Genomic DNA, 18,582 nt, shown 5'->3' on the forward strand with positions numbered 1-18,582 from the left:
TCTCAAAGGAATTCTACAATGAATGCCAGCAGCGGCACCTCGCTTCGATTGCCGCAGTCGGAGCTGACCTTCGGCCTGTTGATGATGTTCCTCTCCGTCGTCCTCTCGCCGATCATCGACATATTCTCCAAGCTCGCGGCAGCCACCATTCCGCCGGCTGAAGTCACCGCCGCGCGTTTCATCCTCCAATCGCTCTTTGCGCTGCCGATGATGGCCATGCTTGGACAATGGGGCGTATGGACATGGCGTCGCAGCGGCGTGCATGCCATCCGCGCCGGCGTGCTCACGCTGTCCATGGTTTCGTTCGTGACGACGCTGCAGGTCATGGAAGTCGCCGATGCCATCGCCATCTTTTTCGTCGAGCCGATGATGCTGACCATTCTCAGCAGCATTTTCCTCAAGGAAACCATCGGCTGGCGGCGCTACACGGCCTGCGCCGTCGGTTTTTTCGGCGCGATGCTGATCATCCAGCCGAGCTTCGAAGAGGTCGGTTTCGTGGCGCTTTTGCCCGTCGTCACCGCGCTCTGCATCGCCGTCTACGTGATGATCACGCGCGTCGTCTCCCATAGCGAGGATGCATGGTCGATGCAGTTTCAAACGGGCATATGGGGCGTCGGCTTCAGCCTGATCCTGCTTGCGATTGGCCGTGCGACTGGTTCTGCCATCCTCGACCCCGTCCTGCCGGACCTGATTGCCATGCTTTATCTGCTCGGCGTCGGCGCCAGCGCCGCCGCCGCCGGCATCCTCACCGTACACGCCTATCGTGCCGTGCCAGCCTCGACGCTTGCGCCCCTGCAATATTTCGAGATCGTCTCGGCGACGATCTTCGGCTGGCTGGTCTTCGGCAACTTTCCGGATGCGATCAAGTGGCTCGGAATATTCATCATCATCGGCTCCGGGCTCTACATTCTCTGGCGCGAGCGGCGCTTTGCTTCCAAGCCGGTATCCGATACATCTGCAACAGCATTCACGCCTTAAGCGAGAGAGCGGGTCGACATGACAGACCAGAAAACCAAGAAACCTCCGCTGTCCGGTATTCGAGTCATCGAGCTTGCTCGTGTGCTCGCCGGCCCCTGGGCGGGGCAGATGCTGGCCGATCTCGGCGCCGACGTCATCAAGGTGGAAAATCCCGACGGCGGCGACGACACGCGCCAATGGGGCCCGCCCTTTGTCGAGGGCAAGGATGGCGAAAATCTCTCGGCCGCCTATTATCATTCGGCCAATCGCGGCAAGCGTTCCATCGTCGCCGACCTCAAGAACGCAGAGGGTCAGGAGCTCGTGCGCCGGCTGGTGAAGACGGCCGACGTCGTGATCGAGAATTTCAAGCTCGGCGGCCTGGTCAAATACGGCCTGGACTACGAAAGCCTGAAAAGGATCAATCCGAGGATCGTCTATTGCTCTATCACGGGCTTCGGACAGACAGGGCCTTATGCCGGCCTGGCAGGCTATGACTACATCGTCCAGGGCATATCCGGCTTCATGTCGATCACCGGCGAGCCCGACGGCCAACCGATGAAGGCAGGCGTTGCGATTGCCGATATCTTCACCGGTATCTATGCGGTCTCGGCAATCGAGGCCGCCCTGATCCATGCGCTCAAGACCGGTGAAGGCCAGCTCGTCGATATGGCGCTTCTCGACGTGCAGTCGGCCGTGCTCGCCAATCAGAACATGAACTATCTGATATCGGGCAAACCGCCCGTGCGCCTCGGCAATGCCCATCCCAATATCTCGCCCTATGAGGTCGTTCCCACCGCCGACGGCTATCTCATTCTGGCTGTGGGCAATGATGGGCAGTTCCGCCGCCTGTGCGCAATTCTCGGCATCGATGCCCACGCCGACGACGAGCGCTATGCGACCAACAAGGCCCGCGTCGCCCACCGCAACGAAGTCCGGGCATTTATATCGGTGAGGACGCTGACCTGGAACAAGGCGGATCTGCTGAAGGCCTGCGAGGACAATGCCGTACCGGCCGGCGCCATCAATACGATCGAGGACATGTTCGCCGATCCGCAGATCAAGTCGCGCGGTTTGCGGATCGATCTCGAGGACAGCGTCGGCACCATGATCCCAAGCGTGCGGACGCCGATCGTTCTGTCGGAGACGCCCTTGACCTATACACGGCCGAGCCCGCGCCTCGGCGAACATCAGGAGGAGGTTCTGGCCGAATTGGCCGAACTGGAGGGAAAGGCGAAGATATGAAGCGAACGGGCGGCCAACTCATTGTCGAAGCTTTGAAGGCCAATGGCGTAGAGCGTATTTCCTGCGTGCCGGGCGAGAGCTTTCTTGCCGTGCTTGATGCGCTGCATGACAGCGACATCAAGGTGCTTGTCTGCCGTCAGGAGGGTGGTGCGGCGATGATGGCGGATGCCTGGGGCCGGCTGACGGGAGAGCCGGGCATCTGCATGGTCACCCGCGGCCCTGGCGCAACCAATGCCTCCGCAGGCCTGCATATCGCCCGGCAGGATTCGATCCCGATGATCCTCTTCATCGGTCAGGTTCAGCGCGACGCCCGCGAGCGCGAGGCCTTCCAGGAAGTGGAATTCCGCCGCGCCTTCACCGAATTCGCGAAATGGGTCGGCGAGATCGACGATGCTGCCCGCATCCCGGAATTCGTCACCCGTGCCTTCGCGGTCGCGACGTCGGGGCGTCCCGGCCCCGTCGTACTGACCCTGCCCGAGGACATGCTCCGCGACGAGGTCGAAGCGCCGGAAGCCAAGCCATATATGCCTGTCGCCGCATATCCCGCCCGCAGTCAGCTCGCCGATCTTCATCGGCGCCTCATAGCGGCGGAACGCCCGATGGTCATTCTCGGCGGCACACGTTGGAATGAGGAGGCGGTTGCCGGCATCCGGCAATTCGCGGAGCGTTTCAGCCTGCCGGTCGGCTGTTCCTTCCGTCGCCAGATGCTGTTCGATCATCTGCATCCGAACTATGTCGGCGATGTTGGGATCGGCATCAATCCGGCGCTCGCCAAAGAAATCAAGGAGGCGGATCTGCTCATTCTTCTGGGTGGGCGCCTCTCCGAGATGCCGTCCTCCGGCTATACGCTGGTGGATATCCCCTACCCGCGCCAGCAGTTGGTCCACGTCCATCCCGACCCGTCAGAGCTTGGCCGCGTCTACCGCCCAGATCTGGCGATCTGTGCGAGTCCCACTGATTTCGTCGCGGCGCTGGCCGATCTGGATGCACCGAGCGAAACACCTTGGGGCGAACGCACCGAACGCATGCATGCCGCTTATCTTGCCTGGTCGAAGACGCCGGAGAGAAGCCCCGGTGCGGTTCACATGGGCCGCATCATGGACTGGATCGAAGCCAATACCGCTGATGATGCGATCTTCACCAACGGCGCTGGCAACTATGCGACCTGGCTGCATCGCTTCCATCGCTTCCGCCGTTTCAACACCCAGGCGGCCCCCACCTCGGGATCAATGGGCTACGGCTTGCCGGCAGCGGTCGCCGCCAAGCAGCTGTTTCCGAACCGCGAGGTGATCTGCTTTGCCGGCGACGGCTGTTTCATGATGCACGGCCAGGAATTCGCGACTGCCGTTCAATATGATTTGCCGCTGATCGCGCTGGTCATCAACAATGGCATGTACGGCACCATCCGCATGCATCAGGAGCGGGAATATCCCGGCCGTGTCAGCGCCACAGCACTGAATAACCCTGATTTTGCCGCCCTCGCCCGCGCCTATGGCGGCCACGGCGAGACGGTGATGACGACGGAGGAATTCGGCCCGGCATTCGAGCGGGCCCGTGCCAGCGGCAAACCGGCGATCATCGAGATTGCGCTCGATCCGGAAGCGATCACGCCCTCGCGCACCCTGACGGAAATCGCTCAAACGAAAGGCCGGTGAGCGCGAGCCCACCGGCCTTCCAAACCACGCCGCGTCGACTTAGAGCGCGGCCGTCACGATGAATTCGACCTTGTACTTCGGTGCAGCGAGCTTGGCTTCGCTGGTCGCGCGAGCCGGCGTGTTGGCCGGATCGACCCAGGCTTCCCAGGCGGCATTCATTTCTGCGAAATAGGAAATATCGGAGAGGTAGATGAGCGTCTGCAGAATCTTCGACTTGCTGGAGCCGGCTGCTGCGAGCAGGCGGTCGACTTCGGCCAACGCCGACTTGCACTGATCGGTGACGCTTTCGCCTTCACCAACCTGGCCGGCGAGGTAGACGGTGTTGCCGTGGATGACAGCGCCGCTCATGCGGGTGCCAACGTCGATACGCTTGATGCTCATGGTTTTCTCCTGATGTTGTTCTTCGACAGGTAACGGAAAGGCACGGCCGGTGGCCTGCCCTTTAATCTCAAGATTGGGAATGCGCCCGTTCAGCCGCGAATATGATGCGTCTTCTGATAGATCGCCGTCGAGCGCGCGCCGGAACGGCAATAGCCGAGCATTGGCCGCGGAAACTCGTCCAGCGCATCGACCATACCCTGCACGGCTTCTTCGGTAACGCCCATGGGGCCGACAGGCACATGGGTGATCTCGAGGCCAAGTTCCTTGGCGCGAGCTTCAATGGCTGAGAACGGCGTCTGGTCCGGGCTTTCATCGTCCGGGCGATGGCAGACGATCGACTTGAAACCCATGGCCTTGATCTGGTCGAGATCCTCTACGGTGATCTGGCCGGACACCGAGTATTCATCATCGATCGGGCGGATATCCATGGTTCATGTCCTCTCTAAAACCGAGGGCTTTGATCTACGCCGCCCCACGGCGAGCGTCAACCGCTCGACACCCTCAAACAAAGGCAAAGTTGAGCATGAAATTGCGGGCTTCGTCGGGCTCAAGAATATTGAATTCACCAGCCTCTTCCAGCTCCGCGCGCGAGACCCAGCGATGCGAAACCGGCTCGATGCCGAGAACATGCGCCGGCGCACGCTGATTGCGCCAAACCTGCAGGAAAGGCAGCGTGTCGGTGCCAAAGCGCACCCTCAATGTCTTGCCGCCGATCGCCGCGATCGGACCGAGGCTGATCTCCGCCCAGTCCTCGCCTTTCTCCAGCGCCGGCACACAGAAAATGTCGCCGGGTTCTTCGCCGAATGTCCAAGGAAAGCCACCATTCTCCAGCATCTGGCCCGACAGGCGCGTGCCGGCGTCGAACCATTTGCCACCGATGTTCATATGATACATGAGGAAGACGGGCATCGCCTCGGTACTCGTATTGACGAGACGATCGGCAAGCGAAACCTCGCCGGTGGCACCGTCGATCCGCCAATGACGTTCCAGCCTTGCCGTGCGGCCTTCAGCGGTGACGACGTCGATGTCCGCGCGGCATTCGGCATTGCCGTTCTCGAATTTGGTCGAGAGAATCCTGGCCGGATGAGAAGAGAGCGAACCATGCAGCGGATAACGTCTTCCCTCAAAACTATCAGGCATCAACTCTGGATGGCGAATGTGATCCGGCCCGCAGGTGAAGAGGAAGCCCTCCAGGGAATGATCGATGCGCGGATCGCCGTCATCGGGAATGGCGCGTCCGGGCGCAAGATTGTTGCCCTCCACGATGCAGGCGCCGATATCCAGCACGGAGCTTTCGTCCAACGTCAGTTTTGGCCCCTTGGCCGCGGAAAAATCCATCATTTTCTAAAATCCTCCCTGATCGGCGCTCCCGCAAGCATCGTCCCATGATGGAGCGCAGCGAGAATAAGCGGTGAGTTGTCTTACCGAATGTTAACTTGAAGCCTTGATCACGCAATTTTTTATATTTTATTCAGCATGATAAACTAAATCTCCATACTGGCGTCAAAATTGCCATGTGTGTGTCAGCCGAACTACATCCGAGGATTCGACAGACGTGAACGGGTTCGTGAAATTCAGCCTTTCCCTGGCAATGACTGCCACGGTGTCCATGCTTGCGCTCACCGACGCGCAGGCACAATACTATCGCAGCGGAAACAACAATACCGTTCTCGTGACCCCGGATGGCCGGATTCTGGATCAGTACCCAGATCAAGGCGCAGGCGGCTACGTCATGGCGCGCGATGGACGCGGCAGGCGGGTTCTCATCGACAGCTATGGCAACGTGGTTGCCACGGAGATGCGGGCCAGCACCTATTATCCGCGCGCGCCGGCTCGTGACGCCTATGGCGATAACGGATATGGCGCCGGCAACCGTTACGGCGACACGCAACTTTCTTCCAACGGTGATGGCTATCGCGACTATCGTCAATATCGCAGCGATGGCTACGGAAATTACAATGGCTCTGATCAGCAGGACCGCAACGTCGTGACCGGCGGCATTCCGCGCGACGGCGACATCCAGCGCGAGCCGCTCGACAACCAACCGCTGCCGGGCACGAAGGCGCAGACCCAGCAAGGTCAGACCAACCCGAGCGACAACGACTACGCAGCGATAGACCCGCAGCAGGGGACACCGGATATCGTCCGCAAGCCTCCGGCCGATCCGGTCATTACCCTCAAGGGCAAATCGAAGGCGGAGATCACGGCGCTCGAGGTCTTTCTCGCACGCCAGGGCATCTCGCCGGGCGCGATCGACGGCCGCATGGGCGCGAACGTCACCAAGGCTGTTTATGCCTATCAACAGATGACCGGCCAGACGCTGGATCCGAACAACACCGACGGGATACTAGAGCAGCTGCGCATGTCCGGCGGCATGCCGATTATCAACTACACGATTACCGCTGCCGACGCGGCTGGCCCCTATGTCGCGTCCATCCCCGAGGACTATGCCGCAAAGGCTCAAATGCCGTCGCTTGGCTATACATCGACGACGGAAATGCTGGCGGAACGCTTTCATATGGATGAAGGCTATCTGAAAGAGCTCAATCCAGGCGTCGATTTCACCGTTCCGGGCAACACGATCAAGGTCGTCAATACCGGCCCCGCCAAGACCGGTACGGTCGCAAAAATCCTTGCGGATAAGGGCCGCAAGCAGGTTTTCGCCTATGATGCCAACGGAACGCTGATCGCGGCCTATCCGGCCAGCATCGGCTCGACCGACACACCATCGCCCTCCGGCACGGTCACAGTCGAGCGCGTCGCCTTCAATCCCGGCTATACATACAACCCGAAGATCAACTTCAAGCAGGGCGCGAACGACAAGATCCTCGACATTCCGCCTGGTCCGAACGGCCCGGTCGGCACCGTCTGGATGGCCCTGTCGAAGCCAACCTACGGCATCCATGGCACGCCTGAACCCTCGAAGATTGGCAAGTCGCAGAGCCACGGCTGCGTTCGTCTCACCAATTGGGACGCAACCGAGCTCGCCAAGATGGTCAAGCCCGGCGTGGTTGTCGAATTCGTCGATTGATCGCAGGTAGAACAAACAAAAAGGCCGCCGGGCGATCTTCCGGCGGCCTTTTTTATAGCTACAAAATGGTCGACGCGTCGCGATCCCTTCCGGCGCGTCGATGGTGTTCTAGAAGCAATCGCGGAAAAGTGCCTTGGTGTTTTCCAGCGTCATCGGCACCGGATTGCCGCCGGCGCTTGGATCTTCAATCGCCATTGCCGAGAGTTCATCGATCCGATCCGGCGCGATGCCCATAGCCGAAAGGCTTTCGGGGACGCCAAGTTCGGCGCGCAATTGCAGCACGTAGTCGTAGAAGCCGTCAAAACCACCGGAAATGCCGAGGTAGGCCGCGGCACGCGCAATCTTGTCTTCAATGGTTTTCCGGTTGAAGCGCAGGACCGCCGGCATAACGACGGCATTGGTCATGCCGTGATGCGTGTTGTAGACGGCACCGATGGGATGCGACAGCGCATGAATGGCGCCGAGCCCCTTCTGGAAGGCGACAGCGCCCATCGCGGCGGCGCTCATCATATTGGCGCGAGCTTCGAGGTCTGTTCCCTCCCTGTAGGCGCGCGGCAGGAATTCCTTGACCAGCCGCATGCCTTCCAGCGCGATGCCGGCCGACATCGGGTGATAGAAAGGCGAGGAATAGGCTTCCAGGCAATGAGCAAACGCATCCATGCCGGTGCCGGCGGTGATGACTTTCGGCATGCCCACAGTCAATTCCGGATCGGCGATGACGACGCCCGGCAGGAATTTCGGATGGAAGATGATCTTCTTCACATGCGTCGCGGAGTTGGTGATGACGCTGGCGCGGCCGACTTCCGAACCCGTGCCTGCCGTGGTCGGTACAGCCACGATCGGGGCAATGCCCTCGAGGCTGGCGCGGGTCCACCAGTCGCCGATATCTTCGAAATCCCATACCGGCCGCGTCTGACCGGCCATGAAGGCGACGCACTTGCCGAGGTCGAGACCGGAACCGCCGCCGAAGGCGACGACGCCGTCATGACCGCCATCCTTGAATGCCTTCACGCCGGCTTCGAGATTCTTCTCGTTCGGGTTCGGATCGACATCGGAGAAAATCGCGCGGCCGAGACCCGCGTCTTCCATGATGTCCAGCGCCGTCTTGGTGATCGCCATGGAAGCAAGTCCTCGATCGGTGACCAGGAGCGGCTTCTTCATGCCCAGGCTCTTGCAGGCGTCCGCCAGCTCCTTGATCCGGCCGCGGCCGAGCTTGAAGGCGTTCGGATAGCTCCAATTGGCTGAGATAGTGCTCATGCTGTTACTTTCTTCAGGTGATAGGATTTAGGACGCGTCAGATTGTGGAAGCCGATGATCGACAGCGAGCCGCCGCGGCCGGTTTCCTTCACTCCGGTCCAGCAAAGTGCCGGATCGAGATAGTCGGCGCGATTCATGAAGACGGTGCCGGTCTCGATATCGTGGCCGATGCGCGATGCGCGCTCGACATCCTTGGTCCAGAGCGAGGCGGTCAGGCCATAGGGGCTGTCGTTCATCAACTCCAGCGCCTCGGCATCGCTCTTCACCTTCATGATGCCGACGGCCGGACCGAAGGTCTCTTCGCGCATGAAGGCCATCGAATGATCGACATTGACGAGGATCTGCGGCGCGAGATAGGCGCCACCGTCATCGGCCGGGAACAGCTTGGGATCGACCAGCGCCTTGGCACCCTTGGCGACCGCATCGGCGATCTGCTCGCGCACCACCTTGGCGAAGCGCTTGTGCGCCATCGGTCCGAGCGAGGTTTCCGGATCGAGGGGATTGCCGAGCTTGTAGTTCGAAACCCAGGCAACCGACTTTTCGACAAAGGCGTCGTAGAGCGATTCATGCACATAGATGCGCTCGATACCGCAGCAGCATTGACCGGAATTGTAGGTGGCGCCGTCCATCAGCGTATCCACGGCGGCGTCGAGATCGGCGTCCTCCATGACATAGCCCGGATCCTTGCCGCCAAGCTCAAGGCCAAGGCTGGTGAAGGTGCCGGCGGCGGCGCGTTCGATGGATCGTCCGCCTTCGACGGAGCCGGTGAAATTGACGAAATTGAAGCTGCCGGCGGCAATCAGCGCCGAGGTCGTTTCATGGTCGAGGAACACGTTTTGGAAAACATCGGCGGGAACGCCGGCCTCAACGAAGGCCTGCACCAACCGCTCACCGACCAACAGCGTCTGGCTGGCGTGCTTCAGAATGACGGTATTGCCAGCCATCAGCGCCGGCGCGATCGTATTGATCGCCGTCATATAAGGATAGTTCCAGGGGGCGATGACGAAGACGACGCCCTGCGGCTCGCGTTCGATGCGCCGCGCGAAATTCGCGCTGTCCTCGACCACCAGCGGCGCAAGCGCATCGGCGGCGATCGACGCGACATAGTTGGAGCGCTCGTTGAAACCGCGATACTCACCACCATACTTGATCGGTCGGCCCATCTGCCAGGCAAGCTCGGGCACGACCACATCGGCCATCTCATTGAGCCGGGCGGCACCCTTCAGCACGAGCTGGACACGATCCTCCAGCGGGCGACGGGCCCATTCCTTCTGCGCCTTGCGGGCGCGGGCCACTGCTTCCTTGGCGGCATCCAGCGACAAGGCCGGACGCTCGGCATAAACCTCTCCATTCACCGGAGAGACGCATGTGATCATGGTCATGATCGAATTCCTGTTTTCATCATCAATAATTTGATTGCCGGATGTTCCGCAACCTGCCTCCCGCACCATCGCTCAAAGGCGAAGAAGCGGGTGCGCAGATCATCCCAGCGCCCTGCCCGACTATAAAATGAAAATCGGGTTGGAGTCAGGTCGAAAGAGCCTTACGCCCTTTCGAATCCGCGCGCCACTTCCCAATCCGTGATGCGACGATCGTACTCTTCCTGCTCCCATTCGGCTGCGCGGGTGTAGTGATCGATCACATCGTCACCGAAGGCTGCGCGCAACATCTTCGAATTCGTCAGCGCCACGGCGGCATCGCGCAAGGTACGCGGAATTTCACGAACCTCGCGGGCACCATAGGCGTCTCCCACAAAAGGCGCTTCCAGCTCCAGCTTGTTCTCGATGCCGTCGATGCCGGCGGCAATGAGCGCAGCAAAGGCGAGATAGGGATTGAGGTCGGAGCCGCCGACGCGGCATTCGATGCGGATGCTCTTGGTCTCGGCGCCGCACAGGCGATAACCGGCCGTGCGGTTGTCGGTGCTCCAGATCGCCTTCGTCGGGGCGAAGGTGCCGGCGACGAAGCGCTTGTAAGAGTTGATATAGGGCGCCAGGAAATAGGTAATTTCGCTGGCATGCGTCAAAAGACCGGCGACATAATGCTTCATCAGCGGCGTCATGCCGTGTTCTTCTTCCTTGTCGAAGAACAGCGGCGTCTTGCCGTCGGTGCTCCAGAGCGACTGATGAATATGCGAGGAGCTGCCGGCGGCGCTGTAGTTCCATTTCGCCAGGAAGGTGATGGCCTTGCCCTTCGACCAGGCGATCTCCTTGCAGCCGTTCTTGATGATCGCATGACGGTCGGCCATATCAAGTGCATCGGCGTAGCGGACGTTGATTTCCTCCTGGCCGGCCGAGGCTTCGCCCTTGGAGTTTTCGACCGGGATATCGGCGCCCTGCAGGCCCTTGCGGATCGCCCGCATCACATCCTCTTCCTTCGTGGTCTGGAAGATGTGGTAGTCCTCATTGTAGCCGCTGACGAGATTGAGGTTGCGATATCCGGACTCGCGGGCACTATCGTAAGTTTGATCGAACAGGAAGAATTCGAGTTCCGAGGCCATGTAGGCCTTCATGCCCATCGCCTCGAGGCGCTTGATCTGCTTCTTCAGAATGGCGCGCGGAGAATGAGCCACTTCCTCATGCGTATGATGGTCGAGCACGTCGCAGAGGACGAGCGCGGTGCCTTCCAGCCACGGGATCCGGCGCAACGTCGCCAGATCGGGCTTCATCGTATAGTCGCCATAGCCCTTCTCCCAGCTCGTCGACTTGTAGCCGGAGACGGTCTCCATCTCGATATCGGTCGCCTGAAGATAATTGCAGCTATGCGTTTCCTTCCAGGCGCTCTCGACGAAGAATTCGGCCTGGAAGCGCTTCCCCATCAGGCGGCCCTGCATGTCCACCTGGCATGCCAGAACGGTGTCGATGCGCCCTTCGGCCACATCCTTTTTGAGGTCGTCGAACGTATAGCTAGTGCTCATAATTAAACCGCCTGAAAGATAGAAGAGTGATCGGCCGGCGGCGCTGTGAGACATACTGCCCCAAGCCGCTCGTCGAGTTGGATGGGGCCGCGACAACGGCCCCCGCCGGATTGATGATGAATAAGGATCATACCTCGCCGACGGCCCGTTCGGCGGCGGCGATATCGGCCTGACGCTTTGCGATCATGTCACCGATCGGCGGCCCCTGGAAGCGACGCTTTTCGAAGGCGAACCAAACGATCGCGGTCAAGACCAGGAAGCCGATGGTGATATAAAGCGCCCATTCGTTCGGGGGCTGCACACCGATGATGAAGATGATCGCCATGGCAAGGATGACAAGAACCGAGACCACCTTATAAAGGCCGATCCCCATGTTCCACGGCCCCATCTTCGGCCATTTCGCAGTTCCGATCGCCTTGATGCCGAGTACGATCGGCACGGCGAAGGAGAGGAAAAGGAAGATGACCGTGCACGACACGACGATGGTGTAGGCCGAAGAGCCGGCGATCGTGACGAGCGAAGCGCCCCAGACGAACAGCACTGAGAGAACCGCAGCCGTCCAGATGGCGACGGAAGGTGTGCGAAACTTCGGGCTGACGCTGGCGAGCGCCTTCGAAAACGGCAGGCCGCCATCACGCGAGAAGGCATAGATCATGCGCGATGCCGATGTCACTGTCGCAAGGCCGCACAGGAGCTGCGAGATGAAAATCGCAACATAGAGGATGTTGGCGACGACAGGATTGGTAATGCTGTTGATCGTCCAGAAGAAGACGTTCCAGCCCTGCTTCGACGCCTCATTCATGTCCGGGATCGCCAGAAGGAAGGCGAGGAGCATGATATAGCCGAAGAAAGACGACCACCAGACCGAGGAGACCATGCCGCGCGGCACGGAACTCGACGCCTTGACGGTCTCTTCGGACGTATGCGCCGAGGCGTCATAACCGGTGATCGTGTAGATCGGCAGCAGCAGACCAAGCGCGAAGATGTACCAGACATTGTCCGTCTTCGGCCAAACCGAGGCGTCACCTTCCGGCGTGCCGGAGTAGTTGGTGAAGGTCCAGATGCGGCTGATGTCCCAGCTCTTCACCCCGATGAGGCAGACGATGGTCAGCGCAATCGCGGCGGCGAAGATCAGGTAGCCGGACATGTCAGTCAGTTTTGCCGTGAGCTTGATGCCGAAATGATTGATCAACGCCTGCAGGCCGGTGATGACGGCGACGAAAATGATCTGATTGGCAAAACCCGCCGAAGTCGTGGTATCGACGGCAATGCCGAACCATCCGGCGATGGAGCCGCTGAAGAAGCCCCAGGTGCCGACATTGATCGCGCCAAGCACCGTGATCAGGCCGAGAAGATTGAGCCACGCCGTCAGCCAGCCGGTGAACCGGTTGCCGAGGATCGAGCCCCAGTGATAAAGCCCGCCGGCCGTTGGATAGGCCGAGGAAATCTGCGCCATCGAGAGCGCGAAAACGCCCGAAATCAAGCAGCCCAGCGGCCAACCGATACCGATTGCAGCACCGCCCGCGCCCGATGTCGCCTGCGCGAGCGAGTTGATGCCGCCGGACAGAATGCAGATGATGGAGAAGGAAATGGCGAAATTCGAGAATGAACTCATGCGCCTTTCCAGCTCTTGAGCATAGCCCATGGAGTGCAGGATGTGGACATCCTGTTTCTTGTCTAAGTCTGTGTAATCAGACATGTCATTCCCCCTAAATCCCGGTTATCCGCGGAATTGCGGATAACCATGTGTCAGGTGAGCCGCCGGCATTTTGCCGTGCGGCCTGATCGCAGTTGAACTGCTCCCCGGGGTCTTTTTCTTTTTATGCTCAGGCTTCCAGACTGCTCTGGAGGAGCCCTGTCAGATAATCAGCCATGACCCCTTGGCCGACGTCGTCTCCGATGAGGTCGTTGCGGACCTCGATCATTACATTATGCAAGCCGTTGGCGATCCCATGCAGTTTCAGCGTATGGGTGACACCATCTTCCGGACCGTAAGGCTGGTTGCGCTCCGTGTGAAAGAGCGGCGCCTTAGCCGCCGCGTCCAGTATGCGGTCCGCCAGCCAACGGTCTTCATCATGCAGGATGCCAAGCTCAACCGCCCTCTGCCGACCATTATAGACCGGCGTAAAGCTGTGGATCGTCACGATCACGTTTTCTTGTCCGCTTGCCGCCCTCTTCTTGAGCATCGAGCGAATTCGATCGTGAAACGGTATATAGAGAGCTTCCGTACGCGCCTGGCGATCCATCTCACCGAGATGTTGATTGCCGGGAATGGTATAGATTTCGCTGGTTTCCGGCATGGCGCCGGCGCTTTCCGGCGGGCGGTTGCAGTCGTAGATCAGCCGCGAGAACCGTTGAGAGACCAAGGTTGCATCGAGGCTCGCGGACATCTTCCTTGCAACCGCAAGTGCGCCCGGATCCCAGGCGATGTGGCTGGAAAGCGCCTCGATGGAAAGCCCGAGATCGCCGAACTTCTCGGGCAAGGCGCGCGAGGCATGTTCGCAAATGATGAAGACCGCGCTGCTTCCATCCGGTCTTTCGACCGCAACGCAATCGCCGTCCGCTTCCGTCAAAATGCCTTGCTGCGCGAGCATTGGGGGGCCTTATCGCCGCTTAATAAAATCTTTATAAAGAAAAGAATTCTTCAGCTTTTGACCACTGTCAACTGGAAACTGAAATTATTTCTTCATTTGTGACATTGACTCGAAATGTGACAGCGTTGTTATATCCTTGCAGGAGATCGGCATAAGACCGTCCCGGGGAGCAAAAATCGAGTGAGCAATGCGTCGAAGACAGTTTCTGACGTGATCAACGCGCGTTTCGACACGCTGACGCGGGCCGAAAAGCAACTCGCCACGAGCCTGCTTGACAACTATCCCGTTTCGGGGCTTGGCAGCATCACGACAGTCGCCGAAAATGCACGTGTCTCGACGCCAACCGTCGCACGCATGGTGCAAAAACTCGGCTACAAGGGCTATCCCGACTTTCAGTCTCACCTCCACCAGGAGGTTGAGGCTACCATCTCCAACCCGCTGACGAAGCATGATCGCTGGGCATCCAATGCGCCTGGCACGCATATTCTCAATCGTTTCGCCGATGCGATCATGGGCAATTTGCGCCAGACGCTTTCCGATATCGATGCTGCGACGTTCGATAGCGTGGCTGCCCTGCTGTCCGAACGCAAACGCGGGCTCTATTTTGTCGGTGGCCGCATCACAGGCGCTCTTGCCGAATATTTCTTCACCCATATGCAGGTCATTCGCCCCAACACGACCCTGCTCTCTCCAAACTCCAGCGCCTGGCCGCAATATGTCCTGAACATGAATCCGGGCGATCTGCTCGTGATCTTCGACATCCGCCGCTACGAGCAGGAAATGGTCAATCTGGCAGCCGCCGCGCGCCGCCGCGGTGCCGAGATCATCGTCTTTACCGACCAGTGGGCGACACCGGCCGCCAAGCATGCCAGACACACGTTTCGCGTGCAGATTGAAGCGCCGTCGGCCTGGGATTCTTCCGTGGTGACGCTCTTCATCGTCGAAGCTCTGATCGAGGCCGTGCAAAGTTCGACATGGGACGAGACGAGCGAGCGCATGAAAACGCTCGAGGGTCTTTTCGAGCAAACTAAACTGTTCCGGAAGCTAAGTTAGAGGGAAACGGAAGCAAAAAATTGCGTGGTGCGAGGCGGTTGGACTGCAGCGACTGTCATACTTGACCGTTAAAAGCAAAACCCTTCGCATTCTTAGCAAACTCAACGCTTTGATGCCGTCACACAACCTTCACGTAACGTCATTAACAGCAACGCCAGACACTGATAACCCAAAGGAGGAAATGCAGTGATTTCGAATATTCATCGTCTTCTGACAATCTCCACCGCGATGCTCGTCGCTTCGACGGCTATCGCAGCCGCAGAACCGAGCGCCGATCTCATCGCCGCCGCCAAGAAGGAAGGCACGCTGACCACCATCGCCCTGCCCCACAACTGGTGCGGTTATGGCGACCTGATCGCTGCATTCAAGGCAAAGTACGGCATCGAAGTCAACGAACTGAATCCGGATGCCGGTTCGGGCGATGAAGTCGAAGCAATCCGCGCCAACAAGGGCAACACCGGCCCGCAGGCTCCCGACGTGATCGACGTCGGTCTCTCCTTCGGCCCGACCGCCAAGAAGGAAGGCCTGCTGCAGCCCTACAAGGTTTCCACCTGGGCTTCCATTCCGGACAGCGCAAAGGATGCCGAAGGCTACTGGTACGGCGACTATTACGGTGTTCTCTCCTTCGTCACCAACAAGGACGTCGTGAAGAACCCGCCGAAGGATTGGGCCGACCTGCAGAAGTCGGAATATGCGAACACCGTTTCGCTCGCCGGCGACCCGCGCACCTCGAACCAGGCTGTCCAGGCCGTTTATGCAGCTGGCCTCGCTGCCGGCGAGAAGGATGCCACGAAGGTCGGCCAAGCCGGTCTGGATTACTTCGCCAAGCTCAACAAGGCCGGCAACTTCGTTCCGGTCATCGGCAAGTCCGCATCGCTGGCTCAGGGCGCAACCCCGATCGTCGTTGCATGGGACTATAACGGTCTTGCATGGCGCGACAGCCTGAACGGCAACCCGCCGGTCGACGTCACCGTTCCGGCTTCGGGCGTCATCGCAGGCGTATACGTCCAGGCAATCTCGGCTTTCGCTCCGCATCCGAATGCTGCGAAGCTCTGGATGGAGTTCCTCTATTCCGACGAAGGCCAGATTGGCTGGCTGAAGGGCTATTGCCACCCGATCCGCTTCAACGATCTGGCGAAGAACAAGAAGGTTCCGCAGGAGCTTCTCGACAAGCTGCCGCCGGCTGCTGCCTATGAAAAGGCTGTCTTCCCGACGCTCGACGAGCAGGCTGCCGGCAAGGCCGCCATCACCACCAAGTGGGATTCTGTCGTCGGTTCGAACGTACAGTAATCAGACCAGACATGACCTCCCCGCCTGGGCGGGGAGGTTTTCCGTATTCAAACGCTGCGGATTGGCCCACTCATGAGCACAGTGACAACATCAACGATCAGTTCCGCACCCCTGATCAACAAACGCGTGGTTGTCGACTGGCTGGGCATCGCGCCCTTCCTGATCTTCGCACTGCTGTTTTTGATTCTTCCGACGATCTACCTGATTGCGGGCGCATTTCTGACGCCTGACGGCAGTTTTACGCTGAAGAACATCGCGGATCTGTTCACCAAGTCCATCTGGGACTCCTACTGGATCAGCATCAAAGTATCACTCGCATCCTCGCTCGGCGGCGCGTTGATCGGTTTCTATCTGGCCTGGGCGCTGGTCATGGGCGGACTTCCAACCTGGCTCCGCCATGCGTTTCTGACATTTTCGGGCGTCGCTTCCAACTTCGCCGGTGTGCCGCTGGCCTTTGCCTTCATCGCCACGATCGGCCGCCTCGGCCTCGTCACTCTGCTGATGAGCAACTGGTTTGGCTTCAACCTTTATTCGAAAGGCTTCAATCTCTACAGCTTCCTCGGCCTTACCCTCACATACATGTATTTCCAGATTCCGCTCATGGTGCTGATCATCACGCCCGCACTTGACGGGATGAAGAAGGAATGGCGCGAGGCCGCCTCCATTCTCGGCGCGACCAACAAGCAATATTGGCTCATGGTGGCACTGCCCATCCTCTGGCCGAGCCTACTTGGCACGACGTTGCTGCTTTTTGCCAACGCCTTCGGCGCCATTGCAACAGCTATCGCGCTGACCGGCAGTTCGCTGAACATCATACCGATCCAGCTCTATGCTCAGATCCGTGGCGACGTGTTGCACAACGCCAATCTCGGATATGCCATGGCCCTCGGCATGATCGTAATAACCGGCATATCCAACGTCATTTACATCATCATGCGCGTACGCGCGGAACGGTGGCAGAAATGAAGCTGCAAAAACTCTTTGCCTGGATCGCTGTCGTCATCGGCGCCATCTATTTCATCGTCCCCCTCATCGGCACGCTGGAATTCTCGCTGCGCATGCGCCGTAACGCCTATAGTTTCGACGCCTACACATCGGTCTTTTCCGACTCTCATTTCCTGTATGCGTTCGGCTATTCCATGCTCATGGCCCTGCTGACCATCATCTTCGGCATGCTGCTGGTCGTCCCCACTGCCTATTGGGTCCGCCTTCGTTTGCCGCAGATACGTCCGATCGTTGAATTCATCACCTTGATGCCGCTGGTCATTCCGGCGATCGTCATCGTCTTCGGCTATCTGCGCCTCTACAATTCATCTTCGATACTGCCTTTGACGGGCTTCGAGCAGGCGACGAACTTCCTCTTGGTCTGCTCCTATATTGTCTTGTCTCTTCCTTATATGTATCGTTCGGTGGATACGGCGATGCGTACGATCGACGTCGGTACCCTGACGGAGGCAGCGGAAAGCCTTGGCGCGAAGTGGACCACTATCTTGTTCCGCTGCATTTTTCCCAATGTCATGAGTGGCGTTCTCTCCGGCGCCTTCATCACGCTTGCGATCGTCATGGGCGAATTCACCATGGCCTCGCTGCTCAATCGGCCGGCATTCGGCCCGTACATGCAGCTGGTCGGCGCCAATCAAGCTTATCAGTCTTCCGCGCTGGCAATCATCGCGCTTGCTGTCACCTGGCTCAGCATGGGCCTTCTGCAGCTGGCTTCCCGCTTTTCAAAACTGGCTCCGATTAAGGCGTAAGGTTCCCACTATGGCTTTTCTCGAACTTACACACATCAAGAAGTCCTTCGGCGACATTCATGTCGTCCATGATTTCAATATGCAAATCGAGAAGGGAGAATTCATCTCCTTCCTCGGACCATCAGGCTGCGGCAAGACGACCGTGCTGCGCATGATTGCCGGCTTCGAGACCCCGACCGCCGGCACGCTGACCATCAATGGCAAGGATCAGCGGCCGCTGAAGCCGAACCAGCGCAACATCGGCATGGTGTTCCAGGCTTACGCGCTGTTTCCGAATATGACCGTGCACGACAATGTCGCCTTCGGCCTCAAGGTCGCCGGCATGGCAAAGCCCGATATCGACAAGCGCGTCAAGGAGATGCTTGCTCTCATCAAGCTCGATCATCTCGCCACCCGCTTCCCCTACCAGATGTCCGGCGGTCAGCAGCAGCGCGTGGCGCTCGCCCGCGCCATCGCC

General features: G+C 59.3%; 17 protein-coding genes. 9 read left to right on the forward strand and 8 right to left on the reverse strand.

The features are described from left to right. Positions 1-18 precede the first annotated feature (18 nt). The 3 genes from GA0061101_RS16405 to GA0061101_RS16415 are packed head-to-tail and all read left to right on the forward strand — an operon-like array spanning position 19 to position 3,854. Entirely contained in the window at positions 19-978 is a 960-nt protein-coding gene (locus GA0061101_RS16405) for a DMT family transporter (RefSeq protein ID WP_092574179.1), read from the forward strand. A gap of 18 nt (positions 979-996) precedes the next feature. Further along, entirely contained in the window at positions 997-2,199 is a 1,203-nt protein-coding gene (caiB, locus tag GA0061101_RS16410; protein ID WP_092574181.1) for a succinate--glutarate CoA-transferase, read from the forward strand. Further along, complete coding sequence (locus tag GA0061101_RS16415) at positions 2,196-3,854, forward strand: thiamine pyrophosphate-binding protein (RefSeq protein WP_092574183.1); 1,659 nt, start codon at positions 2,196-2,198, stop codon at positions 3,852-3,854. The genes caiB and GA0061101_RS16415 overlap by 4 nt, the downstream gene beginning before the upstream one ends. Before the next feature lie 39 nt (positions 3,855-3,893). On the opposite strand, the gene GA0061101_RS16420 is transcribed toward GA0061101_RS16415, so the two are convergent. The 3 genes from GA0061101_RS16420 to GA0061101_RS16430 all read right to left on the reverse strand — a co-directional run bounded on the left by GA0061101_RS16420 (position 3,894) and on the right by GA0061101_RS16430 (position 5,576). Next, positions 3,894-4,235, reverse strand: a complete 342-nt coding sequence (locus GA0061101_RS16420; protein WP_092574184.1) for a RidA family protein — start codon at positions 4,233-4,235, stop codon at positions 3,894-3,896. An 89-nt stretch (positions 4,236-4,324) separates the two neighbouring features. Continuing rightward, positions 4,325-4,663, reverse strand: a complete 339-nt coding sequence (locus tag GA0061101_RS16425) for a protein tyrosine phosphatase family protein (RefSeq protein ID WP_037202781.1) — start codon at positions 4,661-4,663, stop codon at positions 4,325-4,327. A gap of 73 nt (positions 4,664-4,736) precedes the next feature. Beyond that, positions 4,737-5,576, reverse strand: coding sequence for a DUF4432 family protein (locus tag GA0061101_RS16430; RefSeq protein ID WP_037202783.1), 840 nt, complete (start codon positions 5,574-5,576; stop codon positions 4,737-4,739). 214 nt (positions 5,577-5,790) lie between these two features. Between GA0061101_RS16430 and GA0061101_RS16435 the strand changes: the two genes are divergently transcribed. Beyond that, positions 5,791-7,266 carry a L,D-transpeptidase family protein gene (locus tag GA0061101_RS16435; protein WP_047639897.1) on the forward strand — a complete coding sequence of 492 codons (1,476 nt, stop codon included), beginning with the start codon at positions 5,791-5,793 and terminating at the stop codon, positions 7,264-7,266. Positions 7,267-7,374: 108 nt separating this feature from the next. Here GA0061101_RS16435 and GA0061101_RS16440 read toward each other — a convergent pair whose 3' ends face one another. The 5 genes from GA0061101_RS16440 to GA0061101_RS16460 form a co-directional block, all read right to left on the reverse strand. Beyond that, positions 7,375-8,523 carry an iron-containing alcohol dehydrogenase gene (locus tag GA0061101_RS16440; protein WP_092574186.1) on the reverse strand — a complete coding sequence of 383 codons (1,149 nt, stop codon included), beginning with the start codon at positions 8,521-8,523 and terminating at the stop codon, positions 7,375-7,377. After that, complete coding sequence (locus GA0061101_RS16445) at positions 8,520-9,905, reverse strand: aldehyde dehydrogenase family protein (RefSeq protein WP_037202882.1); 1,386 nt, start codon at positions 9,903-9,905, stop codon at positions 8,520-8,522. Before GA0061101_RS16445 ends, GA0061101_RS16440 begins: the two co-directional genes overlap by 4 nt. Positions 9,906-10,066: 161 nt before the next feature. After that, positions 10,067-11,437, reverse strand: coding sequence for a glutamine synthetase family protein (locus tag GA0061101_RS16450; RefSeq protein WP_047558113.1), 1,371 nt, complete (start codon positions 11,435-11,437; stop codon positions 10,067-10,069). Between the two features lie 127 nt (positions 11,438-11,564). Continuing rightward, positions 11,565-13,136 carry an amino acid permease gene (locus GA0061101_RS16455; protein WP_047558114.1) on the reverse strand — a complete coding sequence of 524 codons (1,572 nt, stop codon included), beginning with the start codon at positions 13,134-13,136 and terminating at the stop codon, positions 11,565-11,567. Positions 13,137-13,263: 127 nt separating this feature from the next. Continuing rightward, positions 13,264-14,031 carry an N-formylglutamate amidohydrolase gene (locus tag GA0061101_RS16460; RefSeq protein ID WP_047558116.1) on the reverse strand — a complete coding sequence of 256 codons (768 nt, stop codon included), beginning with the start codon at positions 14,029-14,031 and terminating at the stop codon, positions 13,264-13,266. 180 nt (positions 14,032-14,211) lie between these two features. On the opposite strand from GA0061101_RS16460, the gene GA0061101_RS16465 reads away from it, so the two are divergent. From GA0061101_RS16465 to GA0061101_RS16485, 5 genes are all read left to right on the forward strand, one after another. Continuing rightward, a complete protein-coding gene (locus GA0061101_RS16465; RefSeq protein ID WP_037202794.1) occupies positions 14,212-15,084 on the forward strand; it encodes a MurR/RpiR family transcriptional regulator in 873 nt (290 codons plus the stop codon). A gap of 186 nt (positions 15,085-15,270) precedes the next feature. Then, a complete protein-coding gene (locus tag GA0061101_RS16470) occupies positions 15,271-16,374 on the forward strand; it encodes an ABC transporter substrate-binding protein (protein WP_092574188.1) in 1,104 nt (367 codons plus the stop codon). A gap of 72 nt (positions 16,375-16,446) precedes the next feature. Next, a complete protein-coding gene (locus tag GA0061101_RS16475) occupies positions 16,447-17,340 on the forward strand; it encodes an ABC transporter permease (protein ID WP_037202796.1) in 894 nt (297 codons plus the stop codon). Next, positions 17,337-18,125 (forward strand): ABC transporter permease, encoded by a 789-nt coding sequence (locus tag GA0061101_RS16480; RefSeq protein WP_037202798.1) that lies wholly within the window; start codon positions 17,337-17,339, stop codon positions 18,123-18,125. The genes GA0061101_RS16475 and GA0061101_RS16480 overlap by 4 nt, the downstream gene beginning before the upstream one ends. A 10-nt stretch (positions 18,126-18,135) precedes the next feature. Continuing rightward, the coding region (locus GA0061101_RS16485; RefSeq protein ID WP_141694084.1) for an ABC transporter ATP-binding protein at positions 18,136-18,582 on the forward strand (447 nt) is incomplete at its 3' end.

The sequence above is a fragment of the Martinezella lusitana genome (assembly GCF_900094565.1).
Lineage (GTDB): Bacteria > Pseudomonadota > Alphaproteobacteria > Rhizobiales > Rhizobiaceae > Rhizobium > Rhizobium lusitanum.